This is a genomic window from Pseudomonas sp. FP597 (genome assembly GCF_030687435.1).
Classification (GTDB): Bacteria; Pseudomonadota; Gammaproteobacteria; order Pseudomonadales; family Pseudomonadaceae; genus Aquipseudomonas; species Aquipseudomonas lactucae.
This window is the reverse complement of the sequence record NZ_CP117432.1, coordinates 209,556-235,513: the sequence shown is the minus strand read 5'-3', so window position 1 is coordinate 235,513 and position 25,958 is coordinate 209,556. Positions and strand designations below refer to the sequence as shown.

General features: G+C 60.4%; 29 protein-coding genes and 1 tRNA gene. 7 read left to right on the top strand and 23 right to left on the bottom strand.

The features are described from left to right. Positions 1–138 precede the first annotated feature (138 nt). The 9 genes from gabD to PSH66_RS01040 form a co-directional block, all read right to left on the bottom strand. Positions 139–1,581, bottom strand: a complete 1,443-nt coding sequence (gabD, locus tag PSH66_RS01080) for an NADP-dependent succinate-semialdehyde dehydrogenase (protein WP_078822846.1) — start codon at positions 1,579–1,581, stop codon at positions 139–141. Positions 1,582–1,875: 294 nt separating this feature from the next. Beyond that, on the bottom strand, positions 1,876–2,190 hold the full coding sequence (locus PSH66_RS01075) for a RebB family R body protein (protein ID WP_078731054.1): 315 nt from the start codon (positions 2,188–2,190) through the stop codon (positions 1,876–1,878). A gap of 50 nt (positions 2,191–2,240) precedes the next feature. After that, a complete protein-coding gene (locus PSH66_RS01070) occupies positions 2,241–2,555 on the bottom strand; it encodes a RebB family R body protein (RefSeq protein WP_078731053.1) in 315 nt (104 codons plus the stop codon). A gap of 82 nt (positions 2,556–2,637) precedes the next feature. Continuing rightward, positions 2,638–3,012 carry a hypothetical protein gene (locus PSH66_RS01065; protein WP_305428220.1) on the bottom strand — a complete coding sequence of 125 codons (375 nt, stop codon included), beginning with the start codon at positions 3,010–3,012 and terminating at the stop codon, positions 2,638–2,640. Next, on the bottom strand, positions 2,996–3,634 hold the full coding sequence (locus tag PSH66_RS01060) for a hypothetical protein (RefSeq protein ID WP_305428219.1): 639 nt from the start codon (positions 3,632–3,634) through the stop codon (positions 2,996–2,998). Before PSH66_RS01060 ends, PSH66_RS01065 begins: the two co-directional genes overlap by 17 nt. Positions 3,635–3,716: 82 nt before the next feature. Continuing rightward, the gene (locus PSH66_RS01055) at positions 3,717–4,283 is read right to left on the bottom strand and encodes a hypothetical protein (RefSeq protein WP_078731050.1); all 567 of its coding nucleotides are present in this window, start codon (positions 4,281–4,283) and stop codon (positions 3,717–3,719) included. A gap of 19 nt (positions 4,284–4,302) precedes the next feature. Next, complete coding sequence (locus PSH66_RS01050; protein ID WP_003187543.1) at positions 4,303–4,530, bottom strand: RebB family R body protein; 228 nt, start codon at positions 4,528–4,530, stop codon at positions 4,303–4,305. Between the two features lie 103 nt (positions 4,531–4,633). Beyond that, a complete protein-coding gene (locus tag PSH66_RS01045; protein ID WP_305428218.1) occupies positions 4,634–5,176 on the bottom strand; it encodes an RNA polymerase sigma factor in 543 nt (180 codons plus the stop codon). Between the two features lie 87 nt (positions 5,177–5,263). Continuing rightward, positions 5,264–5,980: a Crp/Fnr family transcriptional regulator gene (locus PSH66_RS01040; protein ID WP_078822844.1), complete on the bottom strand. Its 717-nt coding sequence runs from the start codon at positions 5,978–5,980 to the stop codon at positions 5,264–5,266. A gap of 195 nt (positions 5,981–6,175) precedes the next feature. On the opposite strand from PSH66_RS01040, the gene PSH66_RS01035 reads away from it, so the two are divergent. The 3 genes from PSH66_RS01035 to PSH66_RS01025 all read left to right on the top strand — a co-directional run bounded on the left by PSH66_RS01035 (position 6,176) and on the right by PSH66_RS01025 (position 8,221). Continuing rightward, positions 6,176–6,252, top strand: a tRNA-Arg gene (locus PSH66_RS01035). Between the two features lie 182 nt (positions 6,253–6,434). Continuing rightward, on the top strand, positions 6,435–7,211 hold the full coding sequence (locus PSH66_RS01030) for an AraC family transcriptional regulator (protein ID WP_305428217.1): 777 nt from the start codon (positions 6,435–6,437) through the stop codon (positions 7,209–7,211). Positions 7,212–7,315: 104 nt separating this feature from the next. Further along, the gene (locus tag PSH66_RS01025) at positions 7,316–8,221 is read left to right on the top strand and encodes a DMT family transporter (RefSeq protein WP_305428216.1); all 906 of its coding nucleotides are present in this window, start codon (positions 7,316–7,318) and stop codon (positions 8,219–8,221) included. A gap of 49 nt (positions 8,222–8,270) precedes the next feature. On the opposite strand, the gene PSH66_RS01020 is transcribed toward PSH66_RS01025, so the two are convergent. After that, entirely contained in the window at positions 8,271–9,335 is a 1,065-nt protein-coding gene (locus tag PSH66_RS01020) for a 2,3-butanediol dehydrogenase (protein WP_225908637.1), read from the bottom strand. A gap of 370 nt (positions 9,336–9,705) precedes the next feature. Between PSH66_RS01020 and PSH66_RS01015 the strand changes: the two genes are divergently transcribed. Then, complete coding sequence (locus PSH66_RS01015; RefSeq protein WP_003170926.1) at positions 9,706–10,341, top strand: LysE family translocator; 636 nt, start codon at positions 9,706–9,708, stop codon at positions 10,339–10,341. 230 nt (positions 10,342–10,571) lie between these two features. On the opposite strand, the gene PSH66_RS01010 is transcribed toward PSH66_RS01015, so the two are convergent. Next, a complete protein-coding gene (locus PSH66_RS01010; RefSeq protein WP_305428215.1) occupies positions 10,572–11,438 on the bottom strand; it encodes a LysR family transcriptional regulator in 867 nt (288 codons plus the stop codon). Positions 11,439–11,554: 116 nt separating this feature from the next. Between PSH66_RS01010 and PSH66_RS01005 the strand changes: the two genes are divergently transcribed. From PSH66_RS01005 to PSH66_RS00995, 3 genes are all read left to right on the top strand, one after another. Then, a complete protein-coding gene (locus PSH66_RS01005) occupies positions 11,555–12,586 on the top strand; it encodes an SDR family oxidoreductase (protein ID WP_305428214.1) in 1,032 nt (343 codons plus the stop codon). Positions 12,587–12,748: 162 nt separating this feature from the next. Continuing rightward, positions 12,749–13,864 carry an AAA family ATPase gene (locus tag PSH66_RS01000; protein ID WP_141064668.1) on the top strand — a complete coding sequence of 372 codons (1,116 nt, stop codon included), beginning with the start codon at positions 12,749–12,751 and terminating at the stop codon, positions 13,862–13,864. After that, complete coding sequence (locus PSH66_RS00995) at positions 13,858–14,421, top strand: hypothetical protein (protein ID WP_305428213.1); 564 nt, start codon at positions 13,858–13,860, stop codon at positions 14,419–14,421. Before PSH66_RS01000 ends, PSH66_RS00995 begins: the two co-directional genes overlap by 7 nt. Positions 14,422–14,574: 153 nt before the next feature. Here the strand turns inward: PSH66_RS00995 and PSH66_RS00990 are convergent, their stop codons facing one another. The 12 genes from PSH66_RS00990 to PSH66_RS00935 all read right to left on the bottom strand — a co-directional run bounded on the left by PSH66_RS00990 (position 14,575) and on the right by PSH66_RS00935 (position 25,889). Continuing rightward, positions 14,575–15,186 carry a hypothetical protein gene (locus PSH66_RS00990; protein ID WP_141064892.1) on the bottom strand — a complete coding sequence of 204 codons (612 nt, stop codon included), beginning with the start codon at positions 15,184–15,186 and terminating at the stop codon, positions 14,575–14,577. Then, positions 15,183–15,755 (bottom strand): RNA polymerase sigma factor, encoded by a 573-nt coding sequence (locus PSH66_RS00985; protein WP_305428212.1) that lies wholly within the window; start codon positions 15,753–15,755, stop codon positions 15,183–15,185. Before PSH66_RS00985 ends, PSH66_RS00990 begins: the two co-directional genes overlap by 4 nt. 360 nt (positions 15,756–16,115) lie before the next feature. After that, positions 16,116–17,756: a VWA domain-containing protein gene (locus PSH66_RS00980; RefSeq protein WP_305428211.1), complete on the bottom strand. Its 1,641-nt coding sequence runs from the start codon at positions 17,754–17,756 to the stop codon at positions 16,116–16,118. A gap of 131 nt (positions 17,757–17,887) precedes the next feature. Next, a complete protein-coding gene (locus PSH66_RS00975) occupies positions 17,888–18,538 on the bottom strand; it encodes a DUF799 domain-containing protein (protein WP_305428210.1) in 651 nt (216 codons plus the stop codon). Further along, complete coding sequence (locus PSH66_RS00970) at positions 18,535–18,897, bottom strand: DUF4810 domain-containing protein (protein ID WP_003170917.1); 363 nt, start codon at positions 18,895–18,897, stop codon at positions 18,535–18,537. Before PSH66_RS00970 ends, PSH66_RS00975 begins: the two co-directional genes overlap by 4 nt. Before the next feature lie 29 nt (positions 18,898–18,926). Further along, positions 18,927–19,607 (bottom strand): CsgG/HfaB family protein, encoded by a 681-nt coding sequence (locus PSH66_RS00965; RefSeq protein ID WP_305428209.1) that lies wholly within the window; start codon positions 19,605–19,607, stop codon positions 18,927–18,929. A gap of 40 nt (positions 19,608–19,647) precedes the next feature. Next, positions 19,648–20,229: a hypothetical protein gene (locus PSH66_RS00960; RefSeq protein ID WP_141064896.1), complete on the bottom strand. Its 582-nt coding sequence runs from the start codon at positions 20,227–20,229 to the stop codon at positions 19,648–19,650. 136 nt (positions 20,230–20,365) lie between these two features. Next, complete coding sequence (locus tag PSH66_RS00955; protein ID WP_141064897.1) at positions 20,366–20,800, bottom strand: RDD family protein; 435 nt, start codon at positions 20,798–20,800, stop codon at positions 20,366–20,368. 145 nt (positions 20,801–20,945) lie between these two features. Then, the gene (locus PSH66_RS00950; protein WP_305428208.1) at positions 20,946–23,531 is read right to left on the bottom strand and encodes an autotransporter outer membrane beta-barrel domain-containing protein; all 2,586 of its coding nucleotides are present in this window, start codon (positions 23,529–23,531) and stop codon (positions 20,946–20,948) included. Between the two features lie 383 nt (positions 23,532–23,914). Continuing rightward, the gene (gene lepB / locus PSH66_RS00945; protein ID WP_305428207.1) at positions 23,915–24,700 is read right to left on the bottom strand and encodes a signal peptidase I; all 786 of its coding nucleotides are present in this window, start codon (positions 24,698–24,700) and stop codon (positions 23,915–23,917) included. A 27-nt stretch (positions 24,701–24,727) separates the two neighbouring features. Beyond that, positions 24,728–25,420, bottom strand: a complete 693-nt coding sequence (locus PSH66_RS00940) for a hypothetical protein (protein WP_305428206.1) — start codon at positions 25,418–25,420, stop codon at positions 24,728–24,730. A 76-nt stretch (positions 25,421–25,496) separates the two neighbouring features. Further along, positions 25,497–25,889, bottom strand: coding sequence for a DUF2846 domain-containing protein (locus tag PSH66_RS00935; RefSeq protein WP_176156587.1), 393 nt, complete (start codon positions 25,887–25,889; stop codon positions 25,497–25,499). Positions 25,890–25,958: the final 69 nt, after the last annotated feature.

Genomic DNA, 25,958 nt, shown 5'->3' with positions numbered 1-25,958 from the left:
CGTGGCGGGGAGGCAACTGCGACAGCATGCGATGATCGACTGCCACAGCGTTCCCGGCCACTACGAATAACAGGGTGAAACACACAACGGGTCAGCGCTCTCGTGCCCGTTGCGTTTACAGCCATGCCAAACCGGGGCTTAGATGCCCAGGCAGAGGTATTTGATTTCCAGGTAATCCTCGATCCCGTACTTGGAACCTTCACGGCCCAGGCCCGAAGCCTTGATGCCGCCGAACGGCGCCACTTCGTTGGAGATCAACCCGGTGTTGACGCCGACCATGCCGTATTCCAGGGCTTCGGCCACACGGAAGACACGGCCCAGGTCACGCGCATAGAAGTACGAGGCCAGGCCGAACTCGGTGTCGTTGGACATCGCGATCACTTCGGCTTCGTCTTTGAAACGGAACAGCGGCGCCAGTGGGCCAAAGGTTTCTTCCTTGGCGACTGCAGCGTTCTTCGGCACGTTGGTGAGGATAGTCGGTTCGAAGAAGTTGCCTTCCATCACCTTGCCACCGGCCAGCAGCGTAGCGCCTTTGCTCAGCGCATCGGCGATGTGCTCCTGAACCTTGGCCACGGCTTTCTCGTCGATCAACGGGCCGGTGGTGGTGCCGTCTTCCAGACCGTTGCCGATCTTGAGCTTGGCCACCGCGACTTTCAGCTTCTCGGCGAACGCGTCGTACACCGAATCCTGGATGTACAGGCGGTTGGCGCAGACGCAGGTCTGGCCGTTGTTGCGGTACTTGGAAATGATCGCGCCTTCGACGGCCTTATCCAGGTCGGCGTCGTCGAACACGATGAACGGCGCGTTGCCGCCCAGCTCCAGGGAAACTTTCTTGATGTCCTTGGCGCATTCGGCCATCAACTGGCGACCGATTTCGGTCGAGCCGGTGAAGGACAACTTACGCACGATCGGGTTGCTGGTCAGCTCGCCGCCGATGTCGCCGGCACTGCCGGTGACCACGCTCAGCACGCCTTTGGGGATACCAGCACGGTGCGCCAGCTCAACCAGGGCCAGGGCCGAGAACGGGGTTTGCGAGGCTGGCTTGATCACCATGGTGCAACCGGCGGCCAGGGCCGGGCCGGCTTTACGGGTGATCATCGCAGCGGGGAAGTTCCACGGGGTGATCGCAGCGGTCACGCCGATTGGCTGCTTGATCACGATCAGGCGCTTGTCGGGCTGGTGGCCGGGAATCACGTCACCGTAGATGCGCTTGGCCTCTTCGGCGAACCACTCGATAAAGGACGCGGCGTAGACAATTTCGCCCTTGGCTTCAGCCAGCGGCTTGCCTTGTTCGAGGGTCATCAGGCGACCAAGATCGTCCTGGTTTTCGATCAGCAGTTCGAACCAACGGCGCAGCTTGTTGGCGCGCTCCTTGGCAGTCAGTGCGCGCCAGGCCGGCAGCGCCTTGTCGGCGGCTTCGATGGCACGGCGGGTTTCCGCGGCGCCCATCTTCGGCACGGTACCGAGAATCTCGCCCGTGGCCGGGTTATTGACCTTGATGGTCTGACCATTGTCCGCATCGACCCAAGCGCCATCGATAAAGGCTTGTTGGCGGAACAACTGGGAATCTTTGAGCTGCATGTCGGCTTTCCTTAACAGCACCGCGCGCACGCGGAGCGAATTAGAGTTGTTGAAAGGCGCCTTGTGGGCTGCCGTCAGGGAAATCAGCCTCAGTGCGCAAGATCAATAAAGCGCGCACGGGAGACAGAGCGTTTGAAATCTCAAACGAATCCTAGGATCAATGGGGGTACAGGGCAATAGTCTGTTCGAAAAAAAGAACGAAAACGGCGCATTTCGCGGGTGTTTCGGATCAAGCGCATAAACGACGACACCCCCGGCGCCTGGTGGGCACCGGGGGTGTCGGGACGTTGCGATTTACGATTGGAACGATTTGAGGATGGTCAACAGACTGGTCAGGTTGTCGGCCACGCCGCCCTGGGCGACTTTTTCGGTGGCGGCGGCGCCTGCCGTGGTGTCAACGCTGTAGATCTGCATCACGCCCTGGTTGGTGGCCGCCTGTGCCAGGGTGTTTTGCTGTTGCTGGGCCGAGACCGAGTTCTGGAACAGGATCGCAGTGGCCTGGCCCATGGATTGGTAGATCGTGCTCATGGCCATCGCGGGCGATTCGGCCACGACCTTGACGTTGGTCTGGGTGACGGCGTCGGTGATTTGCGGGCTGACTGTGCTCATGGTTGAAACTCCTGGTTTGAAAAAGAACAACATCCGTTATCGCTCAGTGCTTAAGACTGGAAGGACTTGAGCACGGTCAACAGGCTGGTGAGGTTATCCGACACGCCGCCCTGGGCGACTTTTTCGGTGGCCGCCGCGCCCGCGGTGGTATCGACGCTGTAGATCTGCATCACGCCCTGGTTGGTGGCCGCCTGGGCCAAGGTGTTTTGCTGCTGCTGCGCCGACACAGCGTTCTGAAACAGAATCGCCGTGGCCTGCGCCATCGATTGGTAGATGGTACTCATCGCCATCGCGGGCGATTCGGCGACTACTTTGACGTTGGTCTGGGTGACCGCGTCGGTAATTTGTTCGCTGACAGATGCCATGATTAATTTCCTTATTGAGTACACGGTGCATTCCGTGTTCATGAATGAACGTTGCGAAACAGCGGCTGTGAAGCCCAAGTGTTCAGGATTTGCCGGCCTGGGCCAGGGCCGCTTCAATCTGCTTGATCAGTGCCGCGATCAGGCCCTGCACTTCCTTGCGTTGCGCATCATGATCCGGCGCCACGCCGTCCAGCACTTGGCGCAATGCGGCCTCACGCTGCTTGGCCGCCGTCATGAGCGCCTGCTCGTTGGCTTTCGACTGTTCAAGCACCTGAGTTGCGCGCTTGAGGGTTTCGTCGACGATGGCCTGCGGCGTTCCGGCGAAAATCTGCGGGTTGCGCAGCAATGCCTCCAGCCGTTGACGGTCAGCGCCGGACAAGACTGGCGGGGGCAATGGCTGAGCGGCTTCAGGTTTCGGGCGCAAGGGCGCGCTGGCGCCGCTAAAGCCGCACCTCATTGTTGTCCTGCCAAAAACCGGCGAAATAGAAGTTATCGTCGTTGTCGCAACTTGAGGCGAGCTCCCACGGTGTCATGACGGTGGCACGTGTATCGAAGATCGGCGCCGGGACCGGCACCAGGTTGGCACTGGTGTAAAGGCTGCCTACCTCATAGGCGTTGGCCACAAATTGCGAGCAGAACGCGGCATTGCCGATTGACACCGATTCATTGATACGCGCCATAAGACCGGGCTCATAGCTCGACAGCTTGAAAATCGACAGCATTGCATTCCACTTGCTGTATCGACCCGAGATGTCCTTGCTGGCCACATCGCCATAAAACTGGTCGGCGGCATAGGCGGCAGCCCCGGCGAGCTTGGCGTTCTTGCACGTGAACACCATGGCCCCGCGAGGTACAGCCTCAGTGGTCAGGTCGGTGACTTGAATGCCACCGCCAACACTTTCCACAACATGGGTGGCGTCGATGGCAATGGCCGCGTGCACCACCGGCACATTGGGATCGCCGGTTCCGAAAATCTTGGCTTTAAGCCATTGCCCCGCCTGAATGAATGCACGGGGAATGCTGGTGGACAGCTTGTCGTCCACTTGTGCCACTGAAAAAACAATATCTCCAGGCTGCATGATGTCGCTCCTCACTTAAGAAAAGTTGCTTTCAAGTTGCTGTTGCACCGCTCCAGAAGAACTCTGGAACGCTGTGCTCGGTTCAGGCCGCTGGCGCGGCCCGGTTAGCCAAGGTGTCGGCGTACTTGGCGATGCTCTGGTCGATCTTGTCGATGGCCACGCTGGCCGCCTCGGCTTCCATCGCCCCGGCGGCGGCGGCCACGGCGGCAGCGGCGCCCACCAGCAAGTCGGTGGCCAACGCGCCCAGCGCGTCCTCGGCGGCAGCCGGCAGGTTGTCCTTGACGATGTTCTCGGTCATTTGCTGCAGCAGCACGGCCTGGGCCGCCAGCGCGATCTTGCTGACCCCATCGAAATACCCCGCCGCCGCCTGCGCCACCAGCCCCGCCGCCTGACTGATCATCATGTCGGCCGGCACTGCAATCTGCGCCGGGGCATAGGCAAAGTTCTGCGCATTCGTAAATTGCACGGCCTGCACAATCTGACTGTTGAGGGCCGCCGTGCTGTCGGACGAGGGCGTGCTCGCCTGGGTCATCAGATGCTTGTTCATCATCTCCATGACGGAAGGCCGGGCAGGCGCGCGTGGTGTGGACGTGGAGGTTGCGGGTGTCGGCGCATCGTCGGGTTTTTTATTGCTGTTGAATGGCCACATGATCAAATTCCCTCAGGCCTCAGCCTTTTTCGCCAATCTGCATGATCAGCGCCACAGCCTTGGAGATCACGGCGTTGGAAATCTGGTTCATTGCCTGCTGGCTGTTGACCGCGTTCTGCAACGACAGGCCCGCCGCGCTGCTGGCCACCTGGTACAGCGACGCGATGGCCTGGGCCGGCGCCTCCGCCACCACCTTGACGTTGGTTTGGGTTACCGCGTCGGTGATCTGGCTATTGACCTCTGTCATACATCTCTCCTTGATGGCATTCACCCCGGCATGGGCGTGGATGGTGGCGGCGTGACGCGCTCATACAACTAGAACGCCCCACGCCGGCGTCTGTGAATCACATTCAGCGCAAGGCGCTGCGCAGCAGTTGTACACGTTTGCGCACCAGCGGCAGCTTGACCTGCAGTTCGGCGGCAATTTGCGGATACGGCAGGTCATCGATAAAGCGCATCTCGAACAACCGCTGCTGCACAATCGGCAACTGCGCTACCTGCGCCTCGATCTGTTCAAGGCGCTCATACCACTCCACCCGCTCCAGCACCGACGCGCAGGGGGCGGCGAGTGCGGCCAGGTGATCGTGCTCAAGATCGATGGAGTCATCGAACAGCCGCCCCTGGCGCTTACTGCGCCGCAGACTGTCGAGAAACACATGCTCAAGCACCAGAAACAAAAAACCCTCGGGGTCGCGAATGCGCTCCGGAGAACGCCGAAAAAACAGCAGCGCCTTGATGGCCGTGGCCGATAACCACTCCTGCGCCGGGTCCAGATTGCCCTTGGCACGCCGCAACGCGCGGCACTTGAGCTCGGTGTAAACTGCGCGCCAACTCGCTTCGAACAAGCGGTCATCAGCGCCCCATTGATCCTTGAACTGAACAGTCATCCCCATCGCAAGCACTCCTGTGCATCCTTGATGAAGGGTCAGTCTGCGAGGACTCGACAAGGGGACGCTGTTACCTGGGGAACATCGCAGCGACTAATTCAAGGCAAATGCCTTGCGGCGCAAATGCTCCAGATCGTTGATCACCATCCGCTCCAAGTTGCCGCTGATCACGCCGTTGCGGCGCCATAATTGCAATTGAACATTGAGCTTGGGCCGGCTGGTGTTGAGCATCGACGCCAACACCCCCTGGCTGGCGGGTAACGACACGCTGGGCAGGGTTAGGGCCAGGTCAATATCGCCCATATTCGCCAACAAAAACCGCGCCAGTCGCGACTCCAAGCGATACAGACACACCAACTCCAGCAACTCGATGGCATGCAGCAAACGCACCATCATCAGCATCAACAGGCGCCGCAGAAATACCGGTTCTTCAAACAACAGCGCAAAGTGTCGACTTCCCAGTTGCAGCAAGCGCGTCGGGCCACTGGCAAAGGTCGAAGATTCGCGGCCATGGTCCTTGATCAATGCCGTCTCCCCCACGACCTGCCCAACGCCCGAACTGCCGATGATCTGCTCCCGACCGTCCGGGCCGTGCACCACCGAGTAAATCCGGCCCTCCACCACCAACGCGATAAATTCGAGAGTGTCGTCCTTGAAATAGAGGAGTTCACGATCATCCAGCGTGCGCTCCACCATATGGGTGGCGACGTAACGCAAAAGGTGCTCCGGCATACCCCGAAACAAATCGGAGCGAGCGAGCAGGGTTTGTCTCAACGGGAGATCGAGCATCACGGTTCCTTTGGAATGCATGCGTTCACCTGGGGAATTGCGGCGTTGAAGCGGTTCTAAAGCCACAAGAGCAAAGCAAACAAAGGGACGTACGGCACAATCAGTTGTGAAAGAAGATGGCTATTAGCTATCTTTTACCGGAAACAGCCTACCGTGGCGGCCAAAACGCCAGAATGGACGCCCATGGTCGACATGGGTATGATGTCGCCCGCACAAGCATCCGTAGCTCAGCTGGATAGAGTACTGCCCTCCGAAGGCAGGGGTCGTGGGTTCGAATCCCGCCGGGTGCACCATATAGCAGTCTCGCGCTGTCTCAGACAGTCTACGAAACACCCCAAGAAGCCCGCCCCGTGCGGGCTTTCTTGTTTCTGCAGCTCCCCACTACCGCCCCTCCACAAATCCCACCCAACGATAGCCTGGCATCCAAACAAACCACTAACGTACGATACCCCCTCACCCTCCGGAGCCCCCACGGATGAGCACCCCCACCCCCCAACCCTTCGCTCTCTGGCTACGCTCCTACTCCGGTCAGGTCGAGCTTCACCAGCATGACTTCCATCAAATAGTGCTCTCCCAATCCGGGTCGATGGAGATTGAAGTCGACGGGCGAGGTGGCAAGGTTGATGCGGGCCAGGGCGTGGTGATTTCGGCGGGCTCCCGGCATACCTTTCTGGCCGACACCCATAACAGTTTCCTGGTGGTGGATGTGCCCACCGGCCTTGGCGAGGCGCATAAAAGCGCTGCCGCGGAATTTGACCTGCTCAATGACAAGCGCTTTTTTGCGGTCAGGCCGGATATACGGCATTTGCTCGATTACGCCAGCAGCAACGGGGCACGGTTGATCGGTTCACTTGCGATGGCCGAGTCATGGAGTCGGTTGCTGTTGGGCTCTTTGCTACAGCCCGACGTGGCGCCGAATGACCTTGGGCAGCTTATTCTCGCGAAGGCGTTGGCCTATATTGAGCAGCACCTGGGCAACGCTCTGACAGTGCGTGATATTGCGCGCTATGCGGGCACCAGCGAACGGCGATTATATGTGTTGTTTGGGCAGCATCTGCATACAACCCCGTTCGCGCATATCGCGAATTTGCGCTTGAATCTGGCCGTTGACCTGCTGCGCCAGACGTCTTTGTCGATCATTGATATTGCGCATCGCGCCGGGTACGCCGACCAGAGTGCGTTAAACCATGCCTTGAAGAAAGCGCGCGACATGACGCCGGCCGCTGTGCGTAAACAAGCGCGACACCACTGAAAAAAATAGCAGCCCTGAACAATTTTTTGGCGGGTCTGATCAATACTCGCTCGCCTGAGCTTTCTATTGTTCCCGCTTGAGGTTTATCCGCAGACGGGGTTTGCATGAGCACTTCCAACCCATCCATCACCCTTACCAAGGGCGCCGCCGGTGCGACGCTGATTGGGGTGATTGCCGTGTTTTTGTGGGCGTCCCTGGCGCTTTTGACCACTTTGACCGTCGGGATCCCGGCCTTTCAGTTGCTGGCGTTGAGCTTCGCGGTCGCGTTCGTGGCCAGCCTGTGCATGCTGGGGCTGCGTGGCGCTGCGGGGTTCAGCAGTTGGCGCCAGCCCTGGCCGGTGTGGGCAACGGGCTTTGCCGGTATCTTCGTCTATCACGCGTTGTATTTCTTTGCCCTGAAAGCCGCACCTGCGGCTGAAGCCAGCCTGATTGCTTTTTTGTGGCCGCTGCTGATCGTGCTGCTGTCGAGCTTTGTCACCGGCGAATCGTTGCGCAAGCGCCAGTTGCTGGGCGCTTTGCTCGGCTTAGTGGGGACGGCCTTCATCATGCAGTTGCGGGCGCGGAATGACAGTGCGTCGATGCCGGTGATGGGTTACGCCGCTGCCTTTGCCTGCGCCTGGGTCTGGGCGATCTATTCGGTGTTCAATCGGCGCTTCAGCCATGTTCCGAGCAGCATCATCGGGGGGATTTGCGGGCTGGTGGCGGTAGCCGGGGGGCTCTGCCACCTGGCTTTCGAAACCACGGTGCGGCCTGACCCAGGCCAGTGGGGAGCAATCATCGGCCTGGGGCTGGGCCCGGTCGGCCTGGCTTTTTTCGCCTGGGACCACGCGACCAAGCACGGCAACCTGTCGATGCTTGGCGCGCTGTCTTACCTGGCGCCGCTGTTCTCCACGCTGCTGCTGATTGCCATGGGGCAAAGCGATGCCAGGCCGATCCTAATGATTCCCGCGGTGTTGATCATTAGCGGTGCGGTTATCGCCACTTCACGCTCACGCGCGACCTCAGGGTGATTTCGACGGGCAAGGAGGCAGACAATGGATCCTGCCTCACTTGCGCCCCTCAGACCCGAGCCGGCGACACAATGATCTTCACATTGTGTTCCTTGTTTTTGACCAGTTCCTCGAAGCCCTGGCCGACGATCTGCTCCAACTGAATACGCCCCGTCACCAGCGGCGTGATATCCAGCCGGCCATCGGCAATAAACGCGATCACGTCGGCGAACTCGCCGTTATAGGCCAGCGCCCCCAGCACCTGTTTTTCCGTCGCCACCAGTTCGAAAAAGTTGAATTCGCTGGGCTCTTCGAAGATCCCCACCAGCACGCATTTGCCGGCCTTGCGGATCAGGTCGATGGCGAGTTTGGCCGTGTGCTTGTTGCCGATGCATTCAAAACTGACATCGGCACCGAGCCCGCCCGTAAGGCGGCGGACTTCGGCCAGGGCGTCGCATTGGTTGGGATCGAGCACGTGGGTCGCGCCCACTTCATGGGCCTTGGTTTTGCGCGCGCCGGACATTTCCAGGGCGATCACCTGCGCCGCGCCCGCCGCCTTGGCGCACATGATGGTGCACAGGCCAATGGTGCCGGCGCCGACCACCACGACGTTTTGCCCGAGCAGGCTGCCGGCTTTTTTCACCGCGTGCATGCCCACCGCCAACGGCTCGATGAGTGCCCCGGCTTCGGCCGGGAAGTTCGCCGGCAATTTGTACAGCAGGTTGGCCGGCACGTTGACGAGCTCGGCGAAGGCGCCATTGTTCATCAGGCCGGTGAAGGCCAGGTTCTCGCAGATGTTGTACAGCCCGTGGGTGCAGTAGTAGCAGGTGCCGCAATGCTGGCAGGCATCGGCCGCCACCGGTTCGCCGACGCTGAAGCCTTGCACACCGGCACCAAGTTCGACGATCTCGCCACAGAACTCATGACCGAGAATGCACTGGCCCTTGATGCCGGTCAGCGGGTGCGGGGCGTCGACTGGGATGAATACCGGGCCGGCCACGTATTCATGCAAGTCGGAGCCGCAGATGCCGCACCATTGCACGCGGATCTGCACCCACCCGGCAGGCGGCGAAACGGGCAGGGGAACGTCTTCGACGCGGATATCGTGACGGCCGTGCCAGACAGCGGCACGCATGCTGCGTTGCGGGGTGTTCGAAAGGCTCATCGCGAAGTCTCCTTGAAACGGTGGGTACCGGCGCATCGGGCGGGTTGCCAGAGCCAGAGCAAGGCCGGTGCCAGGTCCGCAAAAAACCCTGGACAGGCGTTTTTTAGAGCACTCCGATGGGTATCCGGGGATGGCCGTTATCGCCGTCCAATGAGACGCGCCATGTCAGCGCGCACGAGGCCGCGACGAGACGCTGAGACGTTGCGTCTCGCGGTCTAAATCAGCCCACCGCGCCTGTATGACGTTTTGTCCTTCCATCTGTATCTAACGCGCGCCCTCCGACCGCCCTACCATCAGGCGCATCCAACCCGCGCAACGAAGTACCTACAGGAGTTAACCCATGCCCGAACTGTCGAACCTGCTGGCGTATGGGCTGATTTCGCTCGGGATGGTGCTCACGCCCGGCCCGAACATGATCTACCTGATCTCGCGATCGATCTGCCAGGGGCCGCTGGCCGGGCTGATTTCGCTGGGCGGTGTGGCGTTGGGTTTTGTCGTTTACATGCTGTGTGCGGCGCTGGGTATCACCGCGCTGCTGATGGCGGTGCCGTATGCGTATGACGCGCTCAGGCTCGGCGGCGCGCTCTACCTGTTGTACCTGGCCTGGCAAGCGCTCAAGCCGGGTGGGCGCTCGGCGTTTCATGTGCGTGAGCTGCCGCGCGACGGGCCACGGAAGTTGTTCACGATGGGCTTTGTGACCAACCTGTTGAACCCGAAAGTGGCGGTGATGTACCTGTCGTTGCTGCCCCAGTTCATCACCCCCACCGGCCACGGCAGTGTGCTGATGCAGTCCATCGTGCTGGGTTGTACCCAGATCATGATCAGCGTGAGCGTCAACGCGGTGATCGCGATCATGGCGGGTTCCATCGCGGCGTTCCTGGCGGGCAAGCCGGTATGGCAGTTGGTCCAGCGCTGGCTGATGGGCACGGTGCTGGCCGGCCTGGCCGTGCGCATGGCCATCGATGCGCGGCGCTGAGATGGGCTGTTGTAGTGAGCGGGCTTGCCTCAATGCCAGTCAGTTACGCGCAGATCCAATGTGGGAGGGGGCTTGCTCCCGATAGCGGTGGGTCAGTAGATATCTACGTGACTGATTCACCGCTATCGGGAGCAAGCCCCCTCCCACAGGGGATCTTCGTTGCCTTGAGCATTGCGTTCGCTTAACTGATCGGCATTGGGGCTTGCCCGCTCACCACAGTGGGGAGATAGCTATGCTGCCAGGGCCTCGCGCAGCACCTGCTCCAGCAGGGTGAAAAACCCGTGGATGTGCGCCTGTTTCAACGCCTGGGGCCGGGTGACGAGGTAGACGTCCAGCGACGGCAGTTCAATCTCCGGGAAAATTTCGCTCAGGCCCTCTGCCAGGAGACGCGGCAGCACCGCGACGCCCATGCCGCGCCTCACCGATTCAAGCTGCACGTTGAACGAACTCACGCGGATCGCGGCATGGTCCAGCCCCGCCGCCTTCGCCGCGCGCATGGGCGGCAACAGGTCCAGCGGCGGCAGCAAGGCGATACTGGCCGCCGTGGCGGGGGTGAGCGCTGGGCATCGCTGCAGGTAAGCAGCCTGCGCAAACACGCCGTAGTCGAGTGTGCCCAGCGCTCGATAGATCAGCGAAGGTTCGCCCAGATGCGCGGTGCGCACGGCGATGTCGGCCACGCCGCGCACGATCTTGTGAAAGTCGGTGGTGACCAGTAATTCCACGGCGCAGCCAGGGTGCAGGGCGGTAAAACGATTGGCCGCTTCCAGTATCGAGGCCGAAAAGCCTTCGCCGGCACTGACCCGTACCGTGCCACTCAGCGCGGCCTGCGTCCCGTCCCCCTCGACCATCGTCTGGCGGCGCAGGCCGGCCTCGGCCGCCAGCGCGACGTCCACCAACGATTGCCCGCGTGAGGTCAGCCAGCAGCCCTCGACCCCGCGCTCCACCAGCGGCTCCCCCAGGGCGGCTTCCAATTGGGTCAAGCGCCGAGAAACGGTGGACGCCGCCACCCCCAGCAACTGACCCGCTTGCAGAAAACTGCCACGCCGCGACACGGCCAACAGCAGACGAAGATCATCCCAATTTGCTTGCGACGCCATACCCGTGCTCATCCCTGGTCTGCAAATATGCAAAGCCATTATGCAGCAGTCGCCGTTTTTCACACGCGGTCTCAGCGGTATATCTAGCGGCCTTCTGAATACTTGGTATGGCCTGTATGAACACAAATCCCCACCGTCTGCGCAGTACCTTCGTGACCGGCGCCACCGGCTTGCTGGGCAACAACCTGGTCCGCGAGTTGGTTGCACGCGGCTACGCGGTCAAGGCCCTGGTGCGCTCGCAAACCAAGGCTGAACAGCAGTTCAGCGACCTGCCGGGCGTGGAATGGGTAGTGGGCGACATGGCCGATGTCGGCGCCTTTGCGTCGGCGCTGCAGGGCTGCGACACGGTGTTTCACTGCGCGGCGTTCTTTCGCGATAACTACAAGGGCGGCAGCCACTGGGACGCGCTCGAACAGATCAACGTGACCGGCACACGAGCGCTGCTCCAGCACGCCTACGACGCAGGGGTCAGACGGATTGTGCACACCTCTTCGATTGCCGTGCTCGACGGCGCACCCGGTACGCCTATCGATGAAACGTGCCTGCGCGCCGAAGCCGATGCGGATGACTACTACCGCAGCAAAATCCTCGCTGAGCGTGAAGTAATGAGGTTTCTGCAAACCCATCCCCGGATGGATGCGTGCATGGTACTGCCCGGCTGGATGTGGGGGCCGGGCGACCGTGGGCCGACGTCCTCGGGGCAATTGGTCAAGGACGTGATCAACGGCAAGCTGCCGGGGCTGATCCCCGGCACCTTTTCGCTGGTCGACGCCCGCGATGTGGCCTGGGCCCACATTGCCGCCGCCCAGTACGGGCGACGCGGCGAACGTTATCTCGCGGCCGGCCGCAACTTGACCATGCGCCAGTTAGTCCCGCTGCTGGGACGTATCGCCGATGTGAAAACACCGTCCCGACAACTGCCACTGCCCGTGCTTTACCTGTTGGCCGCCGTGCAAGAGACCTACGCCTACCTCACCGGTAAACCCATTTTGCTGAGCATGGCGACCCTGCGGCTGTTGATACGCGAGGAGCACCGTACCTCGTTCAACCACCGCAAGAGTGAAAAGGAGCTTGGCCTGAGCTTTCGCGCGCTGGAACAGACCGTCACCGACACGGTGGCTTGGCACCAGCAATACGGAGGGGTGTAAAAAAGCCTCAGGTCGACAGGCCTGGGGCTTTTTTGTGGGCAGAATATACGTCTGCCGCTGAACGCCTATATCATGCGTGAGCCCGTATTTTTGAAGCTCAATAAGCAAGCGACGTGACTACACGTCGTGCGACGACCGCCGGTAAAGGTCGAAGGAATTGCCATGAACATCGAATCAATCACTATCAAAGGATTCAAAAGCCTCACAAGTCTGACGCTTGAGGGGCTGACACCCTTTACCGCCCTGGCTGGCTCCAACGGCGCCGGGAAAAGTAATATTACCGATGCCCTGGCGTTCTTCGGTGCCGTTGTAAAGCGCGGAGCGGCTACCGCCATTCGCGATTTCGGTGGTTTCCAACAAATCCACTGTTTCAAATACCGCAAAGAAAAAAGAACTTCACTGTCCTTTGAAATAAAAATAGAGATCGATAGTGAACAATTTGAATACGCGCTCAAGCTTATTGATATCGACAAAACCCCTCAGGTCATTGAAAGCCTGAAGGTCAATGGAGAGCTGTGCATTGACCGGCGCCAAAACGGCGAAACACGACTGACGCTTTCTGGCTACTCTCCACTCACACCGCTTCTGCAATACCCTCAAGACATGACGGCACTGATGTTGTTCAGCAACTCACCGCTCTATAAGTTCCTTACAAACATACGGGTGTTTCGCATTGATCCAATGGCTGCAAAAGAGCCGGACAGCTCGACCGCCGATGCCACAATGTTGGACAGCCATGGTCGAAACGTCGCAACCATGCTCTCCGTACTCGAAAAGGACGACGATTTCAGAACCCAAGTCCTCGAGTGGATTGAGCTGATTGTGCCCGGTCTGGAAAATGTCTCGACTGAAAAACAACGTCTCGACAGTGCTACGGTCATCACATTCAAAGAAGAAGGCACCCGAACTCACTTTCCTGCGCGCTTGATTTCCGACGGTACTATTTATGCCCTGTGCATCATGACCGCCGTGTTGAGCCGCACGGCTCAGGCGGGTCTGACCATTATTGAAGAACCTGAACGCGGTATTCATCCGAAAGCCATCGGCGAACTCGTTACGCTCATGCGTGACAACGCGACGGTTGAGCATCCCGTTTTCATTACTACGCACAGTGAGTCCGTAGTGCGTAACTTGAATCCGGAGGAGCTTTGGCTTGTGAATAAAATCGAAGGCCGTACAGGCGTCAAATGCGCTGCGGAATCCGGCGTGGATAAAACCCAGATCCCTCTGGACACCGCATGGCTGACGAATCTGCTTAATGGGGGGCTTCCGTGGTGAAAGTTGGTTTTATCGTGGAAGGCGACTGTGAAAGGATCGTGGTCGAGTCCGCAAACTTCACTAAATTCCTGAGTGACTGCGGACAGGAGCTGGTAGCCCCTGTGATTGACGCGAAAGGAGGTGGGAACCTTCTTCCACACAATATTGATGCGTTCATTCAGGTGTTAGAGATGAAGGCGGTGAGCAAAATCTACGTTCTCACCGATCTGGAGGAAGAGGTCTCGGCTGATGTCGTTCGTGACCGTATAAGCAACGCCAAAGTCAAAACCATATTCATCGCAGTAAAAGCCCTCGAGGCATGGTTCCTCGCTGACAGCCAGGCAATGAGCAACTGGCTGAAGCAGCAGTATCATGAGCCCTATCCTGAAGCGACCCTCCACAAACCCTATGATCGCCTTAAAGAAATTGCCAAAGTCACAGGCGTCTCAGGACCCGGCAATAAACCAGCGTTCGCCAAAAAAATGATCAAGCACTTCGATTTCAGTATCGTTCGCGCAGCGCAGCATCCGCAGTGCCCCAGTGCACGCGAGTTGGTTGATTACTTTCAAGGAAAGTGAACCCACCACCTGCATCTCCTTTTCCAGGAGCGCTGTCAGTTGATCGACGCCAGCGCTCTCTCCAGGCAGCCAAAACTCACATACCGGACAGGTATGGCAACCCGGAGATACAAACGAGCGCCCGAATTTGCACAACCTGCCACGCGAGCCGAATCACTGTTTGTGAAGGGCCTCCAACCTCGCCGGCAAATCTTCGTCGGGAAAACGCTCGTGCAACGCCAGCAACTGTTCGTCCGCCGCTTTGGTTTGCCCCGCCTCACGCAACCGGATAATTTCCCGCAGCCCCTCCTCCAACGAAGGCAGTGCAACCGGTGCGCGCTTGCTCATTTTTGCCATGGACTGATCTGCCAGCGCGCCGGCAATTTCAGCCTGAACCGGCGCACGTTCGGCCTGGGGCGCGGTGGCGATTCGGGCCATTGGCGCGGGTGCCGGCGCCGGTGCGGAAAGCGCTGGAGGTGCGGGCCGTGCGGCTTCTTCGTGCAAGGCGGAGAACGTCGCGGTGGAGATTTCCGGTTGCGGCACCGGCGAGCGCATGACCACGCCGATCATCAGTGCCAGGCCGGCCACGGTGGCGAATGCCATTTGCCAGCGCGGGCGTTGGCAGGCGTGCAGCCAGCGTTGCCACAGGTTCGGTTGCGGTGCCGGGGCTTCGCGGCGGGCGGCGTTGAGGATGAAGGCGTCGAGCGAAGCAGGCGGCTCGCCCGTGCTGTGTTGACGGAAATGCTCGATCAGCTCGTCGTCAGGGGTGTGTCGGGAGTCAGTCATACAGGTACCTCCTCGGCCAGCAGGCGACGCAATTTCTGCTGGGCGTAGCGCAAGCGACTTTTTACAGTTTCCAGCGGGGTTTGGGTGAGCGCCGCAATCTGCGGAACTTCGAGGTCGCCATGCAGGCGCAGCAGGAACACTTCACGCTGGTCTTCGGGCAAGTCTTGCAGGGCCGCGTCAAGGCGCGCCTGGTCGCGGCTCAGGCTCAACTGTTGCTCAGGGCCGGCGCTGTCGTCGGCCTGGGCGTGCAGTTGCTCATCGTAGCTGTCGTGCAGCGGGTTGTGGATGCCGTGCTTGCGCCAGTGGTCGATCAAGCGGTTGCGGGCAATCTGGAACAACCACGTGCGAAAACTCGCCCGGCCTTGTGGCTGAGTGCTGCTGCGGATCAGGCTGAGCCAGGTCTCCTGGTAGATTTCCTCGGCCAGCTCGGCCTTGTTGCACAGCGACACGAGGAAACGGTACAGGCCCTGGCGATGGCGCGCGTACAAGGCTTCGAACGCCGCGGCGTCGCCGGTGCGGTAGCGGGCCAGCAGGGACTCGTCGCTGGGTGGTTTGTCGGGTACGGCCATCTAATGGGTGAACTCCTTTCTGTCAGCCGCAGCTGATCTAACTGTGGGAGGGGCGGTGCGACGATTCGACTTGCTCCCGATGGCGGTGGGCCAGATATCGATAAGCTGACTGACACTCCGCTATCGGGGGCAAGCCCTAATGCCAGTCAGTTAAGGGACAACACTGTATCTGTGGCGAGGGAGCTTGCTCCCGTTGGGCCGCGAAGCGGCCCCTCTCTTTGTTTACACAGAATGGGACTGCTGCGCAGTCCAACGGGAGCAAGCTCCCTCGCCACAGGTCACTTTTTACCCCTTCAAAGCCTTAACTGACTGGCATTAGGGCAAGCCCCCTCCCACATTGGATCATTGTCGTATGTGGGTTCAGTGTTTCAGGCTTTGGGCCAATTCCACCAGTTGCACAAATTCGTTGCGCAGGCCAAAGGGATCATCACCCCGCGCCGAGCGGGCCAGTGCGGCGGTGTCTTTCAAACTCATGCTGCCAGTGTAGCGGCCATCGCCCTTGAGCTGTTGGGCGAAGGCGGCCACGGCGGCCGAGAAGCGCAGATCGTCGCTGGCCTTGGCGGATACGTTGCCAACCGGCCGCTCGATCAAGCGGCTGTCACCGCCCGCCGCAGGCTTGTAGCGCACCCGCACCATCGCCAGCTCATCGGATTTTCCTTCAGCGGCAGGCGCGACGGCGTAGCGCAGCGGCTCCAGCCAGCCCTTCTGTCCTTTCGGCACGATTTCGTACAGCGCGGTGACGGTATGGCCAGCGCCGATTTCACCGGCATCCACTTTGTCGTTGTTGAAATCCTCACGCTTCAACGCGCGGTTTTCATATCCCAGCAGGCGATATTCGCTGACCTGGGCCGGGTTGAATTCCACCTGCAATTTTACATCCCGCGCCACCACGGCCAGGGTCGAGCTGAGCTGGTCCACCAGCACTTTGCGGGCTTCGCGCAGGGTGTCGATATAGGCGTAGTTACCGTCGCCGGCGTCGGCCAGTTGCTCCATCAGGTGTTCGTTGTAGTTATCCACACCGAAGCCGAGGGTGGTCAGCGAAACGCCGCTTTTACGCTGCTCGGCGGCCATCTGCTTGAGGCCGTCGAAGTCGCTGATGCCCACGTTGAAGTCGCCGTCGGTGGCCAGCAGGATGCGGTTGATGCCCTTGTCGATAAAGCCTTCGCGGGCCATCTGGTAGGCCAGTTGAATACCGGACGCGCCCGCGGTGGAGCCGCCGGCGGTGAGTTGATCGATGGCGTTGCGGATTTTGGCTTTATCGCGGCCCGAGGTGGGCGGCAGCACCACGCGTGATTCACCGGCGTACACCACTAACGACACGCGGTCCTGCTCGCGCAGTTGATCGACCAGCAATTTCAGCGTGCTTTGCACCAGCGGCAAGCCTTCGCGGCGGTCCATGGAGCCGGACACATCCACCAGAAACACCAGGTTGGCCGGCGCCAGCTCCGCCACGGCACGGTCGGACGCCTTGATGCCGATGCGCAGCAGTTGCGTGCGCGGGTTCCACGGCGTGGCGGCGACTTCGGTGGTCACGCCGAACGGCGAGCCATCGGTGGGCAGGGCATAGTGATAGGGGAAATAGTTGACCATTTCCTCCAATCGCACAGCGCCTTCGGGCGGCAGGCTGCCTTGATTGAGGAAACGTCGGACGTTGGCGTAGCTGCCGGTGTCGACATCCACGCTGAAGGTGGAGACCGGTGTTTCGGCGACGCGATGCACCGGGTTGTCGGACAGGTTGGCGTATTGCTCACGGGGTTCGCTGCGGTAGTCCAGCGTTGCGGACTCCTGCTTCGCCAGGCGTGCGGTCATCGGCGCGGGCATCGGCATGGGTTTGCTCCGCGCGCCCGGTACGGGATAGGGCTCAAGCACGGAGAGCGGGCCCGTATCGACCGGGGCGACCACATCCGGCGCGGGCGACACCCCGCAGCCGGCCAACGCCAACAACAGGGTAATGCTGAAGCCTTGGGTAGCAGGACGCAGGAAGAGCAGAGGGCGGGACATGGACTGAACCTCGTGAATGAATGATCCGTTCACAAGGTCAGACGCAAGGTGCGGGATATTCGGGTTAACCCGAATTCAGATAACACCACAGATCAATGGTGGGAGGGGCTGTGGTGTTTTCGGAACCGGGATCAGTCCGTGCCGTACTTGGGGTTGCGCGGGCCGTACAGGATCCCGGTGCGCTGCCCCGCCGACAGCAACCGAGCACTGGTGATACCGGCAATCGGGTGCGCCGCATCGGTGGAGCTGTTGATCACCTGCTTGACCGCTGCGGTGATCAGCATGCCCACCAGGCCGCCGCTGTTGTTGTTGCCCTCTTCGCTGGACGCCCGTGCCGAGCCGGTCCACAACGTGGTGCCGGTGCGCAGGTCGACCAGTTTGGCCGAGGCGGTCACGGCGGTGTCGCTGGAGATCAGCATATACTTGGTGCCGTACTCGCTGACGGTGATGTACAACGCCGCGTCCGCGCCGAAGATCTCATGCAGCTTGGTCGGCGGCAGGCCCTGGATGTCGTTGGCGGTGGTGAGACCGTTCTGGCGGAAGGTTTCGTCCACCAGGGCGATCGGCATCACGTAGTAACCGGCTTCGGCCAACGGGTAGGTCACTTGCGAGACCAGGCTGTACGAGGCCTGTACTTCCGGCGATTCGTTGATCGGCGGCAGCACCAGGATCGACTTCGGTCGCGCCTGTTTGTACGCCGTGTAATCAATGGTCTTGGGTGCCGCGCAACCGCCGAGCAAAGCCAGGGCCAGCAGGGCGCCAGTGAGTTTCAACAGGCTCATTTGGTAGCCACTCCGGTCTTGGCGTTTTTCAGCAGAAAGTCCATGTACGCGGCGGACTCAGGGAACAGGGCCTTCTCGGTGCGAAATTCCTGCACCATCTGGTCGTCCTTGCCCATGCTCAGGTACAGCATGCCCAGGTGGGCGTGGTAGCCCGGCGGCGCCTTGCGGCCACTGGCGTTGATCTTTTGCAGATCACGCTCCAGCGCCTCGACCTGCGCTTCCTTGGGCTCGCCCTTGAAGTACTCGTAAACCTGCGGCTGGTAGCTTTCCCATTGATACAGGGGTGGGGGCGCCGTCTGGCACCCGGCGACCGCCGCGATTGCTGTCAGCATCAGCGCTAACTTCACTGCCTTGCTCATCCGTGTACTGCTCCTTTAAGGGTTGCTGATCAGTTGCGCGGGTTCCAGGCACCGGCGTTGATACCATCGACCAGACGGTTGATCGCTTCGCGCATGGCCAGGTCCAACACCTTGCCATTGAGGGTGGAGTCGTAGCTGGCGGTGCCGCCGAAGCCGACCACTTCACGGTTGGACAGCGCGTACTCACCGGCGCCCTGGGTGGAATCCACCACTTCGGAGGTGCTGATGTTGACGATGTTCAACGCCACTTTGGCGTAGGCCACCTGGGTCTTGCCACGGCCGAGAATGCCGAACAGCTGGCGGTCGCCGGTTTCCTTGCGACCGAACTCGGTCACGTCGCCAGTCACTACGTAGTCCGCGCCCTTGAGCTTCTGCGCAGTGCCTTTGATCGCGGCTTCCTGGGAGATTTCGCCCATGTTGTCGCGGTCCAGCACGCTGAAGCGGTTGGTCTGCTGAAGGTGGGTGATGAGGATGGTCTTGGCCTGGCCGCCGAGGCGGTCGACGCCGTCGGAGAAGATGCCACGCATGTAGCTGGAGCGGTTGTCGAACTTGCCCACGGCAATCGGCACGCGCACGCCGGAGTAAGCGACGTTGGCGCTGGCGACTTGCTCCACCGGCATCGCGCGATTGCTCTCGGTGGCGCAACCGGCCACGCTCAGCAGTGCTGCGCCGGTGAGGCCCGACAGCAGGATTTTGGAGAGTATTTTCACAAGGTGCTCCTAAGTGGGAAATCGGGTGCAGCCGAAAACACTAGCGGGACGGAATATCGCGCAGGTCATCGACAATGAAACGGCTCAATAAACCGGTGTAGAACGTCTCGACGCTGGAGTTACCCGTATTGGTCAGCACCCCGGCCATGGTCTTCATGTTCTGCCAGTCACCCACGTATCCGCGCGGCATCAGCCCCTCGCGCACCTGGGAAAAATGCAGCACCTCGGCACCGGCCTTCTTGACCTTTACCTGGTAGTTGAAGTCGACACTGGCGAGGATGGTGTTGTCATCCACAATGTTGGTGATGAAGCCGCCCTTGGAGTCTTGAATGCGACGGGTGTAGACCACGTTCACATCCAACAGGTAATCGGCTTTGTCTTTGCTGGTGGCGTAGCGCTTGGCCTTGAGCAGACGGTCGACCAGATCGACGCCCAGTTGCTGGCGAACCTTGTCATCGGGCAAGAAGCGTTCGTTTTTGCCGACTACTTCGACGTCAAAGGTGTCGAGCCAGTAAGTGGCGGTCTTGGGAATGGTCACAGGCGCCGGAGAAATGTAGTAATCCGGCTTGGAGGCGCAGCCCGCCAGTAGGCAGACGGCGAGGAATACGGCAAATGCGCGCATGTCTGAATTCGTCCCTGAAAAGTATCGTGCTTTAAACAATCGCGGCATTTTACGGGGTTGAGAGCGGTTCTCAAGGTGTTTCGTCGGTTGGTGTGCGGTGGTGCACGTTACTCAATGTGACAAGGGAGCTTGCTGCTCAAGCCTTGACCACAATCGTCTTGGCCAACATATCGCCCAGGCGACGACGCAGCCCGAACAGCACCAAAAATCCATCCAGCGGACTGAACAACAGCTTGCATGCGTTGCGCAAAAACGACTGGGGAATCGTACAGATCGTGGGATACGGAAAACCCACAACCGTTATACGACACAAGCGTTTACCAAGGCTTTGACCCTTGGGCAAAGCGTCGCAAAACAAAAAGTACCCGAAAGCCAGCAGCGTTAACCCGGAGTGAACGACCTGCAGAAGCATCGGCCCCAGCACATCGTAGTAACGCATGCCGACCCAAACCAGGACATATTTCAACAGTAAGATGAACACAACCACGGCCATATCGATGCTGAAGGCAAGGAGCCGATTGACACGGCTGGCCCGGTTGTAAGTGTCCGCTGTGGTGGCTGGTGAACTCATCGCGATAAACCTCTGATGTAAAAGGTGGCCAAGTACCGCCCGGCGTGAGAGCCGCGCGGTAACCTGGCCAATCGGCGCAAGCCAGGATTACTTGACCAGGTCCGGGCGAGTAATCCTTGCAGCGCAGGCGCCGCTAAGCGGCGGTTTAGAACGCGTAGCGCGCTTTGAGCATTACGCCATCGGCGTCGAAACCACTGCGAGCCTGGCGGGTGTAGCTGGCGCCGACGGTGAAGTCCGACACGTTGTAGTTCACGCCCACGCTGGCCTCGTAGCTGTCACGCGCCACCGATGCACCGGTCACGGTAAACGCCGAACCGCCCGCTACGAAGCTGGAGGTTTGCGCCACGCGGTCACCCATCAGGTCGTGATAGGCCATCAACGTCGCTTCCGGCTGCAAGCGGCCGGCGCCCATCGGCAGGTTGCCGGCCAGACGCACGCCCGCGCCCAACTCGCCCACTTCATAGCGCTGCGAACGCGTGCTCAGGGCGGCCGAAGAACCTTTCTCGTCGTAGCCATCCATGCGCACATTGGAATAACGCGCGGCCACACGCGGCTCGATCACCACGGCTTGGGACGGCTTGAAGCTGTAACCACCGATCACGCTGGCCGACAACACGTTACTGTCGTAGCTGCCTTTGGCCGTGGTGCCAGCGATGTGGCGCTTGCTGTCGTTTTCGTTGTGGCCATAGCTGAGGCTGCCGTCGACGAACCAGTTTTGCAGGGCAACGTTACCGTACAGCGACAGCGCGTGCCCTTCGACGTCGGTCTTGTTGCCCAGGTCGGAATGGATGTTGGAATTGAGGTAGCTGTAGGCCACGCCCAAGGTGGTGGTGTCGTTCAAACGACCGTCCACACCCACCGCCATGCCGCTGCTGTTGGCCGAGTAACCGTTGTTGCCGCCACGACCGTCCTGGTCCATGTTGCTGCTCAGGCCCTGCACCCACACGCCGCCAACCTGATGGCTTTCACGCTGGTCGGTGAGGCGATTGAAGATCGCGCCGTTAACCACGGACTGCCCCGACAATGCCACATCGAGGGCGCCACGGTTGACGTCCGGCTTGAGCTGGTCGCCGATCTGCGCCAGTTGCTGCGCGGTGCCGGCGTTGGCCAGGGCCTGGAAGACTTGATCGTCCTGGCTGAGGGTGCTCAACACGCCGTTCTTGAAGCGGTTGACGGCCAAGGCCGAGGCTGCGCCGGCGCCCACGCCTGCCAGGTCCTGCTGAACCTGTTGGTCATTTTTAACCGCTACCACGGCCTTGACCGTTTGCGCATCGGCCGAGTAGCTGAGCACGTCCAGCAGCGATGAAGCGCTGGTCACGGACAACCCGTTGTTCTGCACGCTGGTGGCTTGCAACAGGGTGTACTGGGTGCCGTCGTTGGTGCTGGCGAAATCGCCCGGGTTGGCGCTGACCGTCAGCTTCGACGCTTGGGCGAAGTTGGCGGTGCCGTTGACGGTCAGGTACGGCGTGGTCGGCACGACGCTGTCGGACAAGTGCATATCGATGCCGGCGCCGCTGGCAACGTTGAGGTTGCCGGTGATGGCGGTGCCAGGCGCCGACAGGTTCAGCGAGCCCGCGTTGACCGACACCGGTGCGATGATGCGGCTGCCGGTGAAATTGGCCTGGCCTGCGACGTTGACCGCATTGAGGTTGAGCAGGTCGCCGGTGATTTGGCCGCCGGTCCAGTTCAGGGTGGCGAGGTTATTGGCGTCGATGGCCGTGCCGGAATTGCTGCGGATTTCGCCGGCTTGCTGGTTGATTTCGAACGACGACGTTTGATCGGGGCCGACCAGAATCGCCGTGCCATCGGCGGTGATCGTGCCACGGTTGATGATGCCGCGCGAACCGCTGGCACTGTTCTGGGCAAAGGTTGCCTCCAGAAACTCGAAAGCATTGGCGTTGGTGCCCTTGGCCTCAAGCGTGCCGGTGTTGAGGATGTAATCGATGGTGCCGTTATAAAAAAACATACCCTTGGCGTCATTGCCATTGGCAGAAATCAAGCCGCTGTTTTCGATACGCAGCGGGCTGGTATCGGTTTCCACTTCAATGCCCCAGGCGCCTTCACCCGTGGCGGTAATCGAACCCGAATTGAGCAGCTTACCGCCGATAGTAGTTGGCGTGCCGCCGTTGACGTCCAGGATCAAACCAATCGCATCCGGGCCTGCCATATCGATCACACCCGTGTTTGAAACATCACCCGCGATGGTCGTGCCATGCAGATAAATGCCTTCACCGCCGCCCAGGTAGCCGGGGGTCGTCACGGTTCCCGTCGGAGGCGTCGAGCGGATAGTGCCGGAGTTGATAACACTGCCGCCAATGGTCGTGGCGCCGATCTCAAGCCCTTCATAGCCGCCGTTGCGCATCAGAACGTTGCCCGCCTGAATCACATCTCCCGTGATAGTGCCGGGGTTCAAATTGGCGGGGCCCGTCCAGAACATCGGGTCGATAGCGATTGCACGAACAGTGTTGCCTTGTGACTCCACCGTGATATCTGCGCGATTGATCAACGAACCCTGGATATGAGTATCGGCGACACCCAGCCCGGCCGGGGGCGAATTGGTCGGCGTGGTGATCTGCGTGGTCTGCCCGGTGAGGATAAGCGACTCGTTGTAGCTCTCGCTGACAAACTGGGTCTTGCCTGCGCCAAGGTCAACTTCCACCGCCAGCACCTGCGTGCTGATTGCGCCAACCATGATTGCCAACAGACTTTTCTGGAACGGCTTACGCTTCATTTCAAACTCCATGAACTACAGGTCAAAGCCGCCAACAGGCCCGGCGGCAGTAGGTGTATCGAACGAAGGGATCAAAGGTCCCGAATGCATGCCCTCGGCGCGTTTGCCGAATGCGCGGGCGCGCACCTTCGCACCGCACAAGGCAGTGGCGAAAAAGGGAATAAAGGGGGAAAAAGCTCACATCAATCCTTAATGTCTTTGAAAACGCTGCAGTCCATGCAGCCGACCGCGTGCGGGTAGGCGCGGTAAAGACCTCTGAATGTACGAAAAGGTTCAGGATTGTGTAGGAAAGTTGTGCAGTCGGTCACAGGGTGACGAGGTAAAAGAAGCTGGCCGGCCATGAACCGCAGCGTTGCCCACCCGGCAACCCAGGCTCGAAAGCTTCATGGAAAAGTCGTCCCAATGCGCGCGCGCTCGTTCGAGAACCAGATGCCGGTGACCTTGCCCACCACGTCCTCCACCGCGACCTGGCCCATGAAGCGGCTGTCGTTGCTGTTGTTGCGATTGTCGCCCAGTAAAAAGACATGACCCGGCTCGACCTTGATCGGCGCCATTGCCTGCGATTGCGGCCCTTGCACCCGGTCGGCCGGTGCGTGAAACAGCCCGAGGTTTTCACCGTTATGGATCAGCTCACCGTTCACGATGGCTAACGTATCCCCTGCCACACCCGCCACCCGTTTGACCGCTTCGGTGCCATTCCAGCGATACACCACCATATCCCCGACCTGCGGCGCGCCGGCTTGCAGGTCGGCGACGATGTAGTCGCCAATGGACAGCGTCGGCACCATCGAGCCCGACGGAATGTAATAGTTCTTGAAGCCCAGCAACGGCACCCGAAAGACATCCAGCATCAGCACCAGGACCAGCACCCCGCCGACGTACAGAGCATGAACACGTTTACGCGGCACATTGGGCGCGCCGCTGTAGCGACGCGCCAATACGGCGGACACGATGGCGGAGGTCAGCTTGACCGTGATGACGAACGCGAAGAAGGCATACAGCCCAAGCGGTGTGGTGATCCACCCCAAGGCGCCCATCAGCGCGACCCCGCCGAGCAACAACGCGGCGACCCGCATGCCCCACTGCAGGCGGCCCACATACACCAGGCCCCAGCCGGGGATGAGGCAAGCCATCAGGAAGGCCTGGAGGGAGAGTTTTGCGGGTTTCATGGAAGGTCCTTTTTATCCGGCGAATGCCTACTTCAGCTCTTGCACCAGATAACGCCCGGAAATCTGCGTGATCCCGGTGAGCGCCCGACGCAAGGCCTCGGGGTCTGTGCGGTAGGTGAGCGGCGTGTAGCCGTAGACATTCTGACCATTGAACGGCGTGACCGCCTCGCTGGTGCGCCAGATCATTTCATCGCCGCGGTTCATCTGCGCCACCACGTTGAGGGTGGGGTAAATCACACTGCTGAAGCCCTGAGTCAGGCGAAAGCCCCACTCGGCCACGGTCAGTTGGATCTGCGCATCGGCGGGCTCGTCGTCACCGACCACCTTGAGCGTTGAAGCCTTGCCCAGCGCATCGATAAAGCCCTGTTTGAGCAACACGCCTACGTCGATTTTTTCCGCCTCCATCACCGTCAAAATCGCCACGGGTGTCGGCATCTCGGCCAACTGCCCGACCTTCATGCCGGCCGCGAACCCCGCGCCGCTCAACGCCGCGGTGCCGACCTTGGAGGCACCGCTGGCCATGCCGACACCCGCACCAAGCCCGGCCCCCAGGGCCGCGCCCCAGGCTTGCTCACGGCCGAAGTACACCATGTTCTTTTCCCACTTCACGGGCAGGACTTTGACGGTCTTGATCTGCGCGCGGTTTTCGGGCGTCAGGGGGTGGCTGACGCAACCGCCGAGGATGAGGGTGGTGAGGAGGATGAAGAGGAAGTTTTTCACATCAGTCCTTTAATGTTTGCAGTTGAACAGCAACTGCCGGCAGAGCCTCGGCCCGGCCGGCACCCAAGGGGTTAGCTCATTTGCTTTCTTTGGCAATGGTACCCAGAGAAGCATCCTTGACCAGATAACGGCCTTCCAGATCGCTCAGCATTTTGAGGCTGTTGCGCGCCACGGCGAAACCCATTTCGACTTCCTGCTTGAGGTAAACCACCTGACCGGCCTTGACGTCGATTGGCATGTCCGCCCAGTTTTCAGCCTTGGAGCTGATCACGTGCTTGCCCGGCGTCACGAAAAAATAGATGTACTGGTTACCGCGGTTGTAACCCATCTCCGAGTTGGCTTCCTTGTCATCCAGGAACACGTTGAACCGTACCAGCATCCCAACGTTGCTAGGACGAACGACGTAAACCAGGCCCTTATCGGCCACGGCAGCCTTGGGCAACGAATAGCTCGCCACGTCAGCCTGCATTTTCTCCACCGACGGCGTCGAAGAACAGCCAAACAGCGTGGCCAGGGACAGAACAACAGCGGCTTTGCA

Bases quoted from the DNA above. Each gene is read 5' to 3' on its own strand.
- gabD (WP_078822846.1), bottom strand. From the start codon at position 1,581: ATGCAGCTCAAAGATTCCCAGTTGTTCCGCCAACAAGCCTTTATCGAT.
- PSH66_RS01075 (WP_078731054.1), bottom strand. From the start codon at position 2,190: ATGAGCACAGTCAGCCCGCAAATCACCGACGCCGTCACCCAGACCAAC.
- PSH66_RS01070 (WP_078731053.1), bottom strand. From the start codon at position 2,555: ATGGCATCTGTCAGCGAACAAATTACCGACGCGGTCACCCAGACCAAC.
- PSH66_RS01065 (WP_305428220.1), bottom strand. From the start codon at position 3,012: ATGAGGTGCGGCTTTAGCGGCGCCAGCGCGCCCTTGCGCCCGAAACCT.
- PSH66_RS01060 (WP_305428219.1), bottom strand. From the start codon at position 3,634: ATGCAGCCTGGAGATATTGTTTTTTCAGTGGCACAAGTGGACGACAAG.
- PSH66_RS01055 (WP_078731050.1), bottom strand. From the start codon at position 4,283: ATGTGGCCATTCAACAGCAATAAAAAACCCGACGATGCGCCGACACCC.
- PSH66_RS01050 (WP_003187543.1), bottom strand. From the start codon at position 4,530: ATGACAGAGGTCAATAGCCAGATCACCGACGCGGTAACCCAAACCAAC.
- PSH66_RS01045 (WP_305428218.1), bottom strand. From the start codon at position 5,176: ATGGGGATGACTGTTCAGTTCAAGGATCAATGGGGCGCTGATGACCGC.
- PSH66_RS01040 (WP_078822844.1), bottom strand. From the start codon at position 5,980: ATGCATTCCAAAGGAACCGTGATGCTCGATCTCCCGTTGAGACAAACC.
- PSH66_RS01030 (WP_305428217.1), top strand. From the start codon at position 6,435: ATGAGCACCCCCACCCCCCAACCCTTCGCTCTCTGGCTACGCTCCTAC.
- PSH66_RS01025 (WP_305428216.1), top strand. From the start codon at position 7,316: ATGAGCACTTCCAACCCATCCATCACCCTTACCAAGGGCGCCGCCGGT.
- PSH66_RS01020 (WP_225908637.1), bottom strand. From the start codon at position 9,335: ATGCGTGCCGCTGTCTGGCACGGCCGTCACGATATCCGCGTCGAAGAC.
- PSH66_RS01015 (WP_003170926.1), top strand. From the start codon at position 9,706: ATGCCCGAACTGTCGAACCTGCTGGCGTATGGGCTGATTTCGCTCGGG.
- PSH66_RS01010 (WP_305428215.1), bottom strand. From the start codon at position 11,438: ATGGCGTCGCAAGCAAATTGGGATGATCTTCGTCTGCTGTTGGCCGTG.
- PSH66_RS01005 (WP_305428214.1), top strand. From the start codon at position 11,555: ATGAACACAAATCCCCACCGTCTGCGCAGTACCTTCGTGACCGGCGCC.
- PSH66_RS01000 (WP_141064668.1), top strand. From the start codon at position 12,749: ATGAACATCGAATCAATCACTATCAAAGGATTCAAAAGCCTCACAAGT.
- PSH66_RS00990 (WP_141064892.1), bottom strand. From the start codon at position 15,186: ATGACTGACTCCCGACACACCCCTGACGACGAGCTGATCGAGCATTTC.
- PSH66_RS00985 (WP_305428212.1), bottom strand. From the start codon at position 15,755: ATGGCCGTACCCGACAAACCACCCAGCGACGAGTCCCTGCTGGCCCGC.
- PSH66_RS00980 (WP_305428211.1), bottom strand. From the start codon at position 17,756: ATGTCCCGCCCTCTGCTCTTCCTGCGTCCTGCTACCCAAGGCTTCAGC.
- PSH66_RS00975 (WP_305428210.1), bottom strand. From the start codon at position 18,538: ATGAGCCTGTTGAAACTCACTGGCGCCCTGCTGGCCCTGGCTTTGCTC.
- PSH66_RS00970 (WP_003170917.1), bottom strand. From the start codon at position 18,897: ATGAGCAAGGCAGTGAAGTTAGCGCTGATGCTGACAGCAATCGCGGCG.
- PSH66_RS00960 (WP_141064896.1), bottom strand. From the start codon at position 20,229: ATGCGCGCATTTGCCGTATTCCTCGCCGTCTGCCTACTGGCGGGCTGC.
- PSH66_RS00955 (WP_141064897.1), bottom strand. From the start codon at position 20,800: ATGAGTTCACCAGCCACCACAGCGGACACTTACAACCGGGCCAGCCGT.
- PSH66_RS00950 (WP_305428208.1), bottom strand. From the start codon at position 23,531: ATGAAGCGTAAGCCGTTCCAGAAAAGTCTGTTGGCAATCATGGTTGGC.
- lepB (WP_305428207.1), bottom strand. From the start codon at position 24,700: ATGAAACCCGCAAAACTCTCCCTCCAGGCCTTCCTGATGGCTTGCCTC.
- PSH66_RS00935 (WP_176156587.1), bottom strand. From the start codon at position 25,889: ATGCAGGCTGACGTGGCGAGCTATTCGTTGCCCAAGGCTGCCGTGGCC.